16 protein-coding genes are annotated in these 14506 nt (G+C 41.1%); 6 read left to right on the forward strand and 10 right to left on the reverse strand.

Annotation, left to right across the window (positions count from 1 at the left end):
• A partial coding sequence (locus tag DOT_RS31460; RefSeq protein ID WP_207637058.1) for a hypothetical protein occupies positions 1-185 on the forward strand: 185 nt, incomplete at its 5' end.
• A gap of 197 nt (positions 186-382) precedes the next feature.
• Here the strand turns inward: DOT_RS31460 and DOT_RS19870 are convergent.
• The gene (locus DOT_RS19870) at positions 383-631 is read right to left on the reverse strand and encodes a hypothetical protein (protein ID WP_157998500.1); all 249 of its coding nucleotides are present in this window, start codon (positions 629-631) and stop codon (positions 383-385) included.
• A gap of 216 nt (positions 632-847) precedes the next feature.
• Between DOT_RS19870 and DOT_RS19875 the strand changes: the two genes are divergently transcribed.
• The gene (locus tag DOT_RS19875) at positions 848-2047 is read left to right on the forward strand and encodes an N-acetylmuramoyl-L-alanine amidase (protein ID WP_009622704.1); all 1200 of its coding nucleotides are present in this window, start codon (positions 848-850) and stop codon (positions 2045-2047) included.
• A 448-nt stretch (positions 2048-2495) separates the two neighbouring features.
• Here DOT_RS19875 and DOT_RS19880 read toward each other — a convergent pair whose 3' ends face one another.
• Complete coding sequence (locus DOT_RS19880; protein ID WP_009622705.1) at positions 2496-4109, reverse strand: peptide chain release factor 3; 1614 nt, start codon at positions 4107-4109, stop codon at positions 2496-2498.
• Positions 4110-4467: 358 nt separating this feature from the next.
• On the opposite strand from DOT_RS19880, the gene DOT_RS19885 reads away from it, so the two are divergent.
• Positions 4468-4926 (forward strand): YbjN domain-containing protein, encoded by a 459-nt coding sequence (locus DOT_RS19885; RefSeq protein WP_009622706.1) that lies wholly within the window; start codon positions 4468-4470, stop codon positions 4924-4926.
• 9 nt (positions 4927-4935) lie between these two features.
• On the opposite strand, the gene DOT_RS19890 is transcribed toward DOT_RS19885, so the two are convergent.
• A complete protein-coding gene (locus tag DOT_RS19890; protein ID WP_009622707.1) occupies positions 4936-5583 on the reverse strand; it encodes a hemolysin III family protein in 648 nt (215 codons plus the stop codon).
• Between the two features lie 331 nt (positions 5584-5914).
• Here DOT_RS19890 and DOT_RS19895 point away from each other — a divergent pair, with 331 nt between their 5' ends.
• Positions 5915-6121, forward strand: a complete 207-nt coding sequence (locus DOT_RS19895) for an alpha/beta-type small acid-soluble spore protein (protein ID WP_009622708.1) — start codon at positions 5915-5917, stop codon at positions 6119-6121.
• Positions 6122-6219: 98 nt separating this feature from the next.
• On the opposite strand, the gene DOT_RS19900 is transcribed toward DOT_RS19895, so the two are convergent.
• The 7 genes from DOT_RS19900 to DOT_RS19930 form a co-directional block, all read right to left on the reverse strand.
• Positions 6220-6678 (reverse strand): aromatic acid exporter family protein, encoded by a 459-nt coding sequence (locus DOT_RS19900; RefSeq protein WP_009622709.1) that lies wholly within the window; start codon positions 6676-6678, stop codon positions 6220-6222.
• A gap of 90 nt (positions 6679-6768) precedes the next feature.
• Entirely contained in the window at positions 6769-6966 is a 198-nt protein-coding gene (locus DOT_RS19905) for a hypothetical protein (protein WP_009622710.1), read from the reverse strand.
• 157 nt (positions 6967-7123) lie between these two features.
• Entirely contained in the window at positions 7124-7324 is a 201-nt protein-coding gene (locus tag DOT_RS19910) for a cation transporter (protein WP_009622711.1), read from the reverse strand.
• Positions 7325-7507: 183 nt separating this feature from the next.
• Entirely contained in the window at positions 7508-10261 is a 2754-nt protein-coding gene (locus DOT_RS19915) for a heavy metal translocating P-type ATPase (protein WP_009622712.1), read from the reverse strand.
• A 43-nt stretch (positions 10262-10304) separates the two neighbouring features.
• On the reverse strand, positions 10305-10646 hold the full coding sequence (locus DOT_RS19920; RefSeq protein WP_009622713.1) for a metal-sensitive transcriptional regulator: 342 nt from the start codon (positions 10644-10646) through the stop codon (positions 10305-10307).
• Between the two features lie 256 nt (positions 10647-10902).
• Entirely contained in the window at positions 10903-11250 is a 348-nt protein-coding gene (locus DOT_RS19925; RefSeq protein ID WP_009622714.1) for a cupin domain-containing protein, read from the reverse strand.
• A 181-nt stretch (positions 11251-11431) separates the two neighbouring features.
• A complete protein-coding gene (locus DOT_RS19930) occupies positions 11432-11749 on the reverse strand; it encodes a YmaF family protein (protein WP_040413038.1) in 318 nt (105 codons plus the stop codon).
• A gap of 276 nt (positions 11750-12025) precedes the next feature.
• Between DOT_RS19930 and DOT_RS19935 the strand changes: the two genes are divergently transcribed.
• Both DOT_RS19935 and DOT_RS19940 read left to right on the forward strand, forming a co-directional pair.
• Complete coding sequence (locus DOT_RS19935) at positions 12026-13204, forward strand: iron-containing alcohol dehydrogenase (RefSeq protein ID WP_009622716.1); 1179 nt, start codon at positions 12026-12028, stop codon at positions 13202-13204.
• 211 nt (positions 13205-13415) lie between these two features.
• Entirely contained in the window at positions 13416-14486 is a 1071-nt protein-coding gene (locus tag DOT_RS19940) for a CAP domain-containing protein (protein ID WP_040413040.1), read from the forward strand.
• Positions 14487-14506: the final 20 nt, after the last annotated feature.

A 14506-nucleotide genomic window follows, 5' to 3' on the forward strand; every position in this document is an offset into this window, starting at 1 on the left:
ATGGATGTCCAGGAGCGACCAAAGACCATGACTTGAACAGGGATGTTCAAGGTCAGAGCAGCGCCCGAAGACACTGTCTTCGACACGTATTAACCATCTTGCAGGATGGCTGGCTGCAGGTTTTTCTTAGCCACTTGGACCGGATCTTTATCTTAGCATTTTCAACTTGCGCTGTCAATGACTAATTTGCCTGATCCAGATTGACTAGCTCGAGGTTTCTACCCCTTACTTGTTCAATCGTTGTGCGTCTTTGTGGCGCTCAGTTATAGTACCATTTTCACTATATGATGTCAACTATTATTTCATAAGATCCTGCTTTTTATTCACCTTTTCTACTTAATTTTAAAAAACTTTTCTAAAAAAATGATTTGTTAGCAATATATTATACAGATACCATGTTTAGCGAGATATTAAAATAATCCATCGACACCGTACTATATCGTAAGGCAAACAACCACTTACCCTCATCGACTTCCTCCAAAGTCGCTGCCACTTTGCTCCTATTAATTGCCCACAAAAGTAAGCTCCAACTAGTATGGGAAATGTCGTCCAGTGCCATCCAAGGCCTAGCCAGATACGTAGAAAAACAATTACAGGCACCGAAAAATGAACGGCTAGAAGCCATTGCCATGAGAACTTGTTAACATTCTCTCGCCAATATCCAAATGGAATATTCAACAAAACTACCACCATAGAAACAACAATCCAAACTAAAACCATATGCACCCAACCCTCCATCACAAAGTATTCTTGGTGTAAAACAATTTCTTTTCTAAATTTATGTTTACTATGCACCTTCACACAATATACATAAGTGATAAACTTCGCGAGAGGAGCGTGCTGCAGAATGTTCCAGCGGCCGATCGTTCTATTTATTCGAAAAACCTGGTTTTTAGGCGCTATCATAACATTACTTATTTTATTAATTGGAGCCGGGTCACTTAGATTAAACTCTGTATTCTCTTCCGACCTAAAGAATAAAATTATTGTCATCGATCCTGGACACGGAGGAGCCGACCCAGGAGCACAGAATTCAGGACTCAAAGAAAAAGACATAAATTTAGATATTTCTCTACGTTTACGTAAGGTTTTGGAATCTAAAGGCTGCAAAGTTATTCTGACTCGCGAAGTGGATAAGGATTTTTTTCTTCCGGGATTTGTCCAAGGACGTATGGCAAAACGAGCAGAATTGAACCAAAGAATTAATTTAGCTTCGAAAAATAACGCCGATTTATTTATTAGTGTGCATACTAATAGTTTTCCTCGACGAAATACCTATGGGATGGAAACCTATTACCATTTAAAATCTGCAACGGGCAAAGCATTGGCAGAACTTATTCAAGAGCAGCTCACTCGCCTTCAATCTGATAACAAACGCAAAGCTAAAGCGGGTGACTATTACCTTATCAACCAAACGAAAATGCCGGCTGTGATCGTAGAAGTCGGATTCATCTCCAATCCCCGGGAAAGAAAACTATTGTTATCGAACAGCTACCGAGACTTGATAGCTGAAGCTATTGGGACAGGAATTGATCAATACTTCAAGGACTTCCCGCTAGGAGTACGCGAAATCGTGCAAACAGTATCATCACAAGAAGGTCCCCCCTCTGCTGGCAACGATACCTATAAACTCTACTTTTTAAACTCTGATCTAGAAAGCCTCGTTCCAGAAGATCGCCAAATTTGTCAATCAGTATGGGCAAAACTAAACCTTACCCAAAAAGCAAACCTCATTTTGGGTGAACTCCTTAAAGGCCCTCAGGGGGTCACAAATACGCGCACGCTTGCCCTAAAAACAAAAATCCTTTCTTTAACTATTCAAAAGGGTATAGCAACTATTAATTTAAGTAAGGATATCCAGGACGATTTCCCTGGGGGAGCTTTAGAAGAAGATATGACTATCAAGTCTATCGTCTGGTCGATGACGCAAATTCCTGGAATTAATGGCGTGCGTATACTGATCAATGGTGAATTTGGAGACACCATTGGCGGGCACATCTTCTTAGATCATACATTTAGTACTCAACCATTAAATGAAGTTAACTGAAGACTCTTGAGTATCCCCATTTTAAGCATTGTTGTTGTTATATTAATTTCTTAAGTTATTATAATCTTCAGAACAAATGTTGTCTTTTGACTCAACTGTAGTATAATACTACTAAGATATTATAGAGTGTAAGAAGTAGCAGCATCTAAATATGCAACCTACTTAATTATAGGATTTCAAGTAGCTCAGTTTCATATCCCCCAACCTACTTTCAGTGCCCAGATTGTGGTATTGCGCTTAATGCTTTACCTTCTAAACGCTTCCGACTCCACTTAATCCCCCTTCATTCCCTTTGTCTACGCCAGCACACCGTGGATTTGTGCTTTGGCGTAGATTTTTTAATTAAATTACTTCATGAAAACACGAAAGCCCGGGATTATCCCGGGCTTTCGTGTTAAAAGCAAAATATTTCAAAAGGTAATACTTGGAAATCAGAGAGCACTGATCGTTATTTTGCAGTCGATACATAATCTTGTGGTTGGATATAGAATTCGATTTCATAACGTTCACTTAACCATTTCGCCTTCCATTCATCCAATAACAAAACGGCATAATTTTCATCTTTATCCATTACTACCGTACTCATGCTGGACTCTGTAAGAAGCTTAATCGTCTTTTCGTTTTTCTCAACCCAACGCACAATTTCAAAAGGAAGCTGTTGAATATTAACCTGAACACCATATTCTTCACGCAATCGATATTCTAGCACTTCAAACTGTAATTGTCCGACAACACCGATAATCGGAGCCTCTACTCCCACATGGAGATCACGAAAAACATGGATAGCTCCCTCTTCTTGTAGTTCTTGAATCCCTTTGATAAATTGTTTGCGCTTTAAGGCATTCGAGATATTGATGCGAGCAAAGTTTTCCGGACTGAAGAAAGGCATGGCTTCAAACTGAAGTCCGTCTTTTTCAGTGAGAACATCCCCAATTCGTAATAGTCCACTATCATGAACTCCTATAATATCGCCAGCATACGCCTCATCGAGAATAGTTCGTTCTTGGGCAAACAACTGCTGAGGCTGGGCGAGCCGGAGCCGACGATGGGAACGCGTATGAATCACATTCATGCCTCGTTCATAGCGACCTGAACAAATCCGGATAAACGCAATGCGATCGCGGTGCTGAGCATTCATGTTAGCTTGAATTTTGAAGATATACCCAGAAAAACTTGGGGTCGCTGGATCTAACTCGCCCATATTCGTACTGCGAGGTTGTGGGGCGGGTGCGAGCTCTAGAAAACTGTGCAAAAAGTTGGGGACACCAAAGTTATTGAGTGCACTCCCAAAAAAGACTGGCGTCACCTCTCCATGATCTACTCGTTCCTGAGAGAAAGCATTTCCAGCCAAATCTAAAAGTTCTATTTCATCATTAAGCTGGTTAAGAAGGACCTCTCCAATACCCTCCTGTACATTTGGATTACTGAGGGCCCCGGATACAAGTGGTTTAGCGCTGGCTATGGACTTTTTATTTCCTTCAATAAATCGCTCGACCTGCCCTGTACGTCGGTCATAAATCCCTTTAAAATCTGGACCCATACCAATCGGCCAATTCATGGCATACGATTCAATCCCAAGAACCTTTTCCACTTCATCCATCAAATCCAGAGGATCTTTCGCATTACGATCAAATTTATTAATAAATGTAAAAATCGGAATCCCTCGTTTACGGCAGACGTGAAACAATTTTTTCGTCTGAGTTTCAACCCCTTTGGCGGCGTCAATCAACATGACTGCACTGTCGGCTGCCGTCAGAGTACGGTAGGTGTCTTCACTGAAATCTTGGTGACCGGGTGTATCCAAGATGTTAATGACGTACCCCTGATAATTGAATTGGAGAGCGCTAGATGTAATAGAAATACCCCGCTGCCGTTCAAGCTCCATCCAATCCGACGTAGCATAACGTTCCGCTTTTCTAGCTTTGACCGAACCAGCTTCTCGAATTGCGCCTCCAAAGAGAAGCAGTTTTTCCGTTAATGTCGTCTTTCCTGCATCAGGATGAGAGATGATAGCAAATGTTTTGCGGGAATTAATTTCTAAATTTAAATCCGTCTGGTTCAATTTGTTTAACTCCTTAACTTATCTTTTGCATACATCCTATTCGCAATATACACATTAGACTTCAAATATTGTAAGAATTTATTATACCATGTCTCAATGTATCTCCTCAATCGATTTCGTATTTTTCTACAAGACTATTAAACACTTCTTAAGTGAATAGTCAAAAAGACCCGAACTATCATTTTGCAAACCAATCTCAAAAATGGAAAAGCGCTCAGATAGTTGATCTGAACGCATTACAAAATATCCCTCTTTTGTTAAGCAATTTTATGGCGTCCACTTCCAAATATCAGAAGGAATTGATCATCTCACGTAGAATTTGTTAACTTAGCTAACGCAGATAAAGGAGGATGGGGCCATGTCTTTATTTGAGGCGCTGTTTGATATTCTAAGCCAAGACGGCTGGGAATTTGATTTTGACCAAAAGAATGAAATCATCAAACTTGAGATTTCTGGCGTTAACACTGACTTCCATGTATTTCTGCTTGTTGATGAGGAACAAGAGTCATTACTATGTAACACACACATCAAAAGGAAAATCCCACATGCCAAGCGTCTTGAAGTATGTGAATTTATGAACCGTGTAAATTATGAACTAGCCAATGGTAATTTTGAAATGGATATGGATAACGGAGAAATTCGGTATCGTACATTCCTGGACCTTGCTGACGCGGAGCCTTCAAAAGATCAGATTCAAAATATTGTTTGGAACGGTATACAAGGATTTGACACATATTATCCTGGAATAATAAAGCTCGTGCACTGGGATTACAGCGCAGAGGAAGCGATGACTTGTTGTACTGAGGATGACCCTTAAAAAAAGAGCCTATTTCATTGGTACAATATAAATAAATATCATAATGAAATGCAAAATACTGCCCGTTGCAATAAACAGATGGAATATTTCATGAAAACCAAAGCGTTTCGGAAAGAAATCAAAAATTTTAGTTGCGTATATAACAGCACCCATTGTATAAGCTACTCCACCTACGGCCATAAGAATTATTGCGCCGATCGGTAAATGTTTAATAAGTTGTAAGAAAGGAACCAACGCAATCCAGCCAAGCGAGACATAAAAAGCAGCTGAAACATAGCGAGGTGCATGGATAAACCAAATTTTCAAAGCCATTCCGACAATGGCTAAAGTCCAAACTGCAGAGAGCATCGCCCAACGCCATGCCCCTTCCAATCCGTAATAAAAAACTGGTGTATAGGAGCCAGCAATTAAAAAGTAAATCGCTATATGATCTAACCTCTTCAAGAGAAGCTCTCTCTGAGGTGTGGTCTGAACCCAATGATAGACCGAGCTAGCCCCATAAAGCACTATCACACTAAACCCATAAATCGTCATAATGACGAGTTTCGAAATATTGTTTTTACAAATTAATATTAAAAATACCAGCCCAATAATCGCTCCCACAAATGGAATGAAATGAGTCCAAGTGTTCACCGGTTCCTTCATTTTCAAACTCACGTTCCGGCCTCCTATACTGATCTCTCATATGTTAAATCCTAGTAATAGTTTAAACCTTATAGTAAGGAAAATCAACCTACGCATGGCTCTTGCCTATTTGATATTAAAAAATTACACCTAAATTCTGTGAACCCTTAACCCATTATTTTGAGATAAACTATATTCGTTTAAAGGTCTCTGCTTAACAAGCAAGACCTTTAATTGTTTTCCTTCTCATCCAAATAAGGTAAGCTCTCTATTTTGTAGCAATAATTACCTGACTAATTAAATCACTCTAACACATAATAAGAATGTTCCAGTACACACACAAATTTAAAGGAGGGTACCTATCATGGCAGGAGAAAGAAACACAAATACACCCGCAGCTCAAGGAGCCTCACAACAGTTGGATCAATTCAAGTATGAAGTAGCAAATGAAATGGGCCTTCAACTCGGGGGCGACCGAACAAGCCGCGAAAATGGTTCTGTTGGCGGCCAAATGACTAAGCGGATGATTCAATTTGCCGAAGAACATCTTAAAGGTGGCAGCAAAATCTAACAATAATCCGTTTTCCAAAAGGACATACGGATTACAAATAAGAGGGATATCGAAAGATATCCCTCTTATTATATTCAGGGCTATCTTAAACGAACAAGTTAAGAAGTGTCCTCATCACGCCGACGAGGCGGTGCAACCAAACGGTTCACTAAATAGGCTACGCTAATTCCCAAAGCTGTATCAATGATACGATTAAACGCATAATCTAACGGTTTGCCTTTGATATTAACCGAAATGGCAATAAATACTATACAAGCAATTGTCATTGCCTTTTGCCATTTTAAATATTTTAGAATTGCCATGGTTAGAATTAGCCCTAACCCTGTCCACAAGGGGCTTCGCACAGCCACCAGTGCAAATAGATAACCTGTTAGGGCACCAACGATCGTTCCTTGCATACGGTGAACTCCCGATATTAATGAACCTTCAACCGTAGCTTGCATTGCAATCACGGCTGCAATGGCACTATAAAACGGGTGCTGGAATTTAAATAATTCAGCAATCCAAATACATAAGGCAACTGCGATTCCTGTCTTAATAATTCTCCAACCAATCATTGGTGCTCCTTACTATAAAGTATTGGGTTCTTACGGAATTGTAATTTTTACTAATGTAAAATCAAAAAAAGAATAGGAGCCATGTCGCTCCTATTTAATCGTACCATCGGTTTCTTCCAGGTGTTTTTTCTTCGAGGCCAATTGAGCTTTAACATCCTTGATTTGATGTGAGCTAAGCTCTTCAGCATTTTCAGCTAAAAACTCTTCGTTTTTATGAATGTTTCGAAGGGTCAATTCAATCTTCTTTAACTCTTCATTCTTATCTTTATTGCCATCGTGTCTGGGCATGATCATCACCTCAAGCATAGTTTATCCAAAGATGATGTATTCATTCTCCTTGTAAAATGATGATTTCCAGCATAATAGTAAAGAAGCAAAGCAAAATAACAAAAAAAAGAACCGCAAGCGGCTCTTTGATTAAGACAGATTATTGTGCGGTTGTATGTTATCCTACAACGGAATACCCAGCATCTTCAACAGCTTTAACAAGACTCGCCCGTTCAGCGTCACCCGTTACAACGGCTTCTTTGGCTGCAAGATCGACTTTAACGCTTTCAACACCACTTACCCCTTGCAGAGCTTTCTCAGCTCTCATTTTGCAATGGTTACAAGTCATGCCTTCAACCTTAAGAATGATTTGGCTCATTTTTTTCACCTCCTTTATCAGAAGTCAGAGGTCAGAGGCCGAAGGCCAGGTGACAAACAACTTCCATAAATAACAAGTTTTATATCCTTCCTCTCAAGGAGCATGTTGCAACTTCAGAGAAAAACAAACAATGGATGGTTCTTTGCTATCATTCACTAACCCTATTGAAAGAACCCTACAAATTTAATCTATCAGTTTCTCGTCATACCTTCTCAACATCAGAGAACTGGTCACAACAGACACAGAGGAGAAGGCCATGGCTAGTCCTGCCCACTCAGGCGGTAACAGCTTCCCGGTTAAGGGATACAGGATGCCAGCGGCAATTGGAATACCGATGGTATTGTAAATTAAGGCCCAAAAAAGGTTTTGCTTAATTTTATGGAGTGTTTTTCGCCCTAAACGAATAGCCCTCTCCACATCAAGGAGATCATTACGAACCAAAACAACATCCCCTGTTTCCTTGGCAACATCGGTCCCTGAGCCGATAGCAATTCCAATATCGGATTGAGCTAAAGCCGGAGCGTCATTAATCCCATCCCCCACCATGGCCACCTTAAAGCCTTGTTCTTGATATTTCTTAATAATATTGATCTTATCTTGTGGCAAGATTTCGGCAATAACTTCATCAATCCCAACCTGATCGCCGACCAGATGAGCGATTTTTTTGTTGTCTCCCGTAATCATGAATGTCTTTAAACCTAACTGGTGTAGTCGATTAATGGCTTCTTTTGTGCTCTCTTTAATAACATCTGCTAGGGCAATTAGCCCAATCACGCGGTCGCCTAAAGCAATAAAACTAGTTGTTCTGCCCGATTCAGCCAGACGCTGAAAATCTATTTCCGCTTCTTGGACATTTACGCTGTGCAAGTTCATCAGCTTAATATTTCCAATGAGCAATGGCTGTCCTTCAAAGGTGCAAGTTACACCATAACCTCCCTCTTCTCTGTAATTCGCCACATCTTGGATTGCCAGGTGTTCTTTCTTGGCCTTTAAGACAACCGCCTGGGCCAACGGATGAATAGAGGGATTTTCAGCTGCTGCCGCAATTTTAAGAACATCTTGTTTCGTATAGGAGGCATAGGGTACAATCTCGGTCACTTCCGGAGTTCCTTTAGTTAATGTCCCCGTTTTGTCAAACCCAACAACTTGTAAGTGAGCAATTCCTTCAAGTACCGCTGCCGATTTAAATAAGATACCTCGGTTTAATCCTACCCCGCTGCCAACCATGATCGCCGTAGGAGTAGCTAGTCCCAACGCACAGGGACAAGCGACAACTAAAACAGCGATAGCAGCCGTGAAGGCAAAAACGAACGTACTATGCAACGCGAAATACCATACTAAAAAAGTGATGAGTGCTATAGAGACAACCGTTGGGACAAAGTAATTAGAAATGGTATCTGCTAGTCTTTGAATCGGAGGTTTTACCCCTTGGGCATCTTCGACCATTCTGATGATTCCTGAAAGCACCGTATCCTTACCAGTTTTGGTTGTCTTAACTTTAATACTTCCCGAACGATTAATCGTAGCCCCAATCACAGGGGCCCCCACGCCTTTGTCGATAGGAATGGATTCTCCAGTCAACATCGCCTCGTCTATACTGGCTTGTCCCTCGATAATTTCACCGTCTACTGGTATTCTTTCCCCAGATTTAACGATGACAATATCATCAATTTTCAAATCGGACGCGGCTATTTCCTTTTCTTCACCATTCACAAGCAAGTGGGCCTTATCAGCCTGTAACTCTAACAGGCGTTTTAATGCCTGACCAGCCCGCCCTTTCGCTTTAGCTTCGAGGTATTTTCCAAAGCGCACAAAGGTAATCAGCAAGGCAGATGTATCAAAAAAATTAGGTCCTTCGAAAAATATAGTTGGAATGAACATATGCAACGTCGTCATCAAACTATACCCATAAGAAGCTGTGATCCCCAACGCAACCAGAACATCCATATTGGCTGAACGGTTTTTCAAGGCGTGGTAAGCTCCACGATAGAATGTCCAACCAGCCGTAAACTGGACAATAGTTGCCAAAGCAAGGATCGTATACATTACAGTTCTCGACATAGGGAGATACATAAGAGGCATAATAGGCAAAGCCAGAACTGCACTAAAAATGAGCCAATTACGCTGTTTGATCGCAATTCGATCGTCTTGGTTTTCATCCTTATTCTCCATAGGGATATATCCAGCATCTCGCACTAGTTCGAAAATATTTTTCATATTGACGACACTTGGATCAAACTCTACAGCGACCGTTTCGCTCGCGAAATTAACAGCAACGCTTTGAATACCTTGGGTGGCTTTCAGCTTTTTCTCAATTGTCAGAGCACAATTTGCACACGTCATGCCACTCACTTTAAATTGTTGCTTTCCTCCATTTTCACTTTGAGCTGTATACCCCAGATCCTTGATCTTGGCAAGGAGGGCATCTTCCTCGACCAATTCAGGGTCCATTTCGACTGTTAATCTTTCCGAAGCAAAATTAACGGCAACTGCTTTAACTCCGGGCATCTTTTGGAGACCCTTTTCAATGGTTAATGCGCAATTTGCACAGGTCATACCACTAATTTTAAACTGTTGCTTTTGCGCTTCTGCGTTAGATGCGGAAGATGTCATAGGAATAATGCTAGGGGCTGGAACCTCTGATTCTCCCGGTTTCACAAAGTCTTCTGAGATATCCTCAGACTTCTCCTGTTCCACTTCAGTATCGGCCAGCTTTTCCAGCGAATAACCAGCTTCCTCAATTTCTTTACGGATGTCAGACAAATTGACCATATCAGGGTCCCAATAAAAGGTCGCCTTTGAATCGTCTAAGGACACACTGACCTGCTCCACACTCGGAAATTTTTCTAAAATTTTAGTGACATGGTTGACACAGTGCTGACAGCTCATTCCATAGACTGGAATTTCTTTTTGCTCACGAATCGCTTGTTTTGTCATTTTTATCCTCTCCTAAACGAGGCTTTTATTCTAAAAGACATCCCTATCGAATCATACGAAATATAGTTTTCAGGACCTCATCGACAACCTGTTCATCTCCGGCCTGAAGTTGTTCCTTAACGCAGGATTTCATGTGTTTTTCCAGGAGTAATCGGGCAGCTCCATCTAATGCAGATTGTGCGGAGGCAATTTGATTTAAGACATCATCACAATAAACGTGACGTTCGATCATCCCCTTAATCCCCCGTATTTGGCCTTCAATGCGATTCATTCGAGTCACAAGTTCTTTAATCGTTTTATCATCATGATGACTCGTCCGTTCGCCTTGATTCTCGCCATCACTCTGACAGAGAGAACATGAGTGGACTTTTTCTTCCGAATTCATTTAATCACCTCGCTAATTAATATAGTATACCCCCCTATACTATAAGTCAAGTTTAGTATATTAGTATTAAAGCACCTAATCTTCGCATGGAAGTTCGCTATGGCAAAAAGATTCATGTCCATGACATGAATCTTTCATCTTATAATTTTCTTATTGTGTCCATTCATTCTAGCTTTACACTATGCACCATTACTAATTTACTTTATACGTGCTATGTGACCGATGAATTTCTGATCCCCTTACTTTGACAGACTTTTTACTGTTCGCCCTCTTCCGGAACAATACAAATAAATGTAAATGGTTGATTTCCTTGGTTTGAAAACTGATGTATCTTATTCCCTGGAACGTAAGCATAAGAACCTGCTTCAAGCTGATGATCTATTCCATCCAAATGAAGTATACCTTTTCCATTTAAAATGTAATTAATATGAGGCCATGCATGGCTGTGTTTGGGCGTGTACCCGTCGACCTCTAACTCGAAGACCCGCATAACATTCCCCTCCCAGCCTTCCTGGGGAGAAATAAGAACTTTTTTAATGACATTTTTCAGGGAATCCCCTTCAAGTTTCACCCCTTGGACATCGCTCTCATGTGCAACAATCATTATTTATTCGACCTCCTCTTGATTGACTATTGCATACATTCTGCTTCTTTCCCAGAACTCCTCCCCGAATTAAAGCATTCAAAATATTTTTAGTGTTTATAACACTACCTATAATTTCCCAGTCACTTGTTAAAGCAGTACTGCCAGTCCTTAATTACCTTGTGATCCGTCTTTTTTCAACCTAAATTCCCGGCGCAGGCATATCTGGACCACTAATATGATGACAATGTCCAGCATCAACCGAAGTATAAAAGTCCCAATCATGTACATGTTGGTTATTGGGTAACGGAATCGCGGGTCCGGAAACCGCTTTATAGTAATGAGAATGTCCATGTTCGTACATTACCCAGCTTTCTGAGTGATGAACATGGCTTCCAACCATTGTCTGAACAGCTGGCCCTGTAATGTCCAGGCATTGATGTGCATGTCCCTGGTCACAGGACGTATGCGTGACACTCCCATGATTATGAGCAGGCTCTGATTTAACGTGTGAATACATTAAAATTCCTCCTTCTTACCGGTTCCATCTTTAATACTAGGTTAAGTACCATCCCAGTTTATGTTGAGAGCATTTATCTGGTGCAAAGGGCTTGCCTCGCTAAAATGTCCATCTGAAGGTTCTTAAAGAATTTAAAAATTATTTTTAAATTAATCGTTGAATTTCATAATTATTAAAATTTTTAGAATATATACTAATTCAAGCAATACACTTGTATAATTAATTGGTTTAAATACCCAATTAAGTCATCATATGTAAAGAGGGGGAAATAATGGAATGTCTCTACAGTGGTTTAGGATGCCGAGAGATGTGGTATTCGGAACAGGTACGTTAGAGTACCTGAAACAAGTTAAGGGTTCTAAAGCTTTTATCTCAATGGGCAAAGGTTCGATGAAAACTAACGGGGTATTAGACCAAGTGCTAAGTTATCTAAAAGAAGCGGGAATTGAGTCCACCGTATTTGACGGAGTCGAAAGTGACCCTTCGATAGACACTGTATATCGTGGGACAGTAAAGATGAAGGAATTCGCACCTGACCTAATTATTGGCCTAGGTGGTTGTTCTTCTATCGATGCCGCTAAAGCTATGTGGGTCTTCTATGAATACCCCAATCTTAAATTCAAGGATATTAAAGATCCCTTTACCATACCCGAATTGCGCAAAAAAGCTAAATTTATTGCTATTCCTTCTACTAGCGGTACTGGCACTGAGGTAACCTGTGTAGCTGTAATTACTGATAACCAAACAGGTATCAAATACCCCTTAGCTTCTTATGAAATAACACCCGACATTGCTATCGTCGATCCAGAAATTTGTAAGACGATGCCTCCTAACATCACGGCAGATACTGGTATGGATGCCTTGTCCCATTCTTTTGAAGCGTATGTTTCAACCATGGCCAGCGACTATACCGATCTTTTTGCCATAGAATCGATTAAAATGATTTTTCAATGGCTGCCAAAAGCGTATGACAATGGCGAGAATATCGAAGCTAGGACTAAAATGCATGTTGCCCAAAACTTTGCCGGTCTTGCCTTTAGCAACGCTATCTTGGGACTCGTGCATAGCATGTCCCACAAATGCAACACTAAGGTCCCCCTTTCACACGGACGGTGCAATGCCATCCTGATGCCACCTGTAATTCAATATAACGCTAAAACGGCCGGCTCTCGTTATGCGGAAATTGCTCGGAATCTAGGATTAGCTGGTTCTAATGATCAAGAACTCGTTGCATCGTTAGTCGAAACATTACGAAAGATGAATGCATCGTTTAGTATTCCATCAAACCTTAAAGAAGCAGGCTTATCCGAAGCTAGTTTCTTAGCCGAGCTGCAAGAAACTGCCGAAGCCGCGTTAGGTGATCCCTGCACTGGCATGAATCCAAGAAAACCATCTGTGGAGGATATTATGGAAATTTACAAAGCAGCTTACTATGGAAATGATGTAACTATCTAATTAATAAGTCCTTACTTCAACTAAGAGTAAACGTATTTCTAAGCCAATTGTGAATAGAACATCAGTCCAATACGAACCCATGCAGAGTGCCCGATACATGCACTTTACATGGGTTCGTTATTATCTAATGGTTAGTTTTATCGGAAGGTGGCTATCTTTTGTTTAGTAGGGTAATCTAGAAGATATAAATGCTTACTATAGGAGGATCACCGTGTTCAAACGTTTACTCTGGGTCATAACGTCAAGTTTGCTCATCTTGAACTTAGGCTGCAACAAAATATGGTCATCCTTACCTTTACCCAAGGACATCGCTCCCCCTCAATCTCAGTCTCAATCTCAGTCTCAACCTAAGTCTCAAACCTCATCTGATGCAAGCACTGTCCCACAAGGGCTCATTGGTCTTCCTCTGCCGCTTTCCCCATTTTCCAAAGTTACACCCGCTGATATGACTCAGCTTGAGCATGTCGTTGTTGACCTTATCAATGAAGACCGCCTCAAAGCAGGTCTTTCTATTGTCACCTGGGATGAGACGGCTGCCAAATCAGCCCGTCAACATGTCCTTGAAGAAGCAAATAACGGTTATATTAGCCACTGGGGAATGGATGGGGAGAAACCACAGCACCGGTACACTTTAGCAGGTGGACTCGATGCAGTGGATGAGAACGAAAGTGTTACGCTTTGGCTTGAAGGTGGCTTTCACGGCGTTTCCAAAGAGCAACTCAAAACAATCGTCTCTGAACATCAATCCGCCATGATCAACGAACAACCTCCCAATGACGGACATCGCCAAAACATTTTGGATCCTCATCACACAGGAGTAGGGGTAGCCCTTGCGGTCGGAAAATACGGTGTGGCGATGGCCCAGGAATTCACAAATAATTATTCTGTCATAACACAGCCTCCCCTGACGGCCACACCTGGTTCTACCATAACCCTCAAAGGAAAGATCAACCCAGGTTATAAAATCCAAGGAATTTATGGGGTTTGGGAATCACTGCCTAAGCCCATGACTCGAGAACAACTCATGCAAACCCATTCTTATTCTGATCCTTCTTGGGATAACCTGCATTTCTTTGCCAAACCACAGGGCAAGGGCTATTATATATCCACCCCCTCCGGGAACGTCTCTGCCCATGATATTAGTGTTGATAATCAAGGGAACTTTTCTATCCAGGTCCCCTTAGCAAACTTCCACGCGCTGGATTATCTAATGATTGAAATCACCCCAAATAATAAGCCGAAGGACACTTTCTACGCCGCTCAGTTTGTAATTAAACTTTAATTTTCCGCTAACTCGTATTT

The organism is Desulfosporosinus sp. OT (genome assembly GCF_000224515.1).
Taxonomy (GTDB): Bacteria; Bacillota; Desulfitobacteriia; order Desulfitobacteriales; family Desulfitobacteriaceae; genus Desulfosporosinus.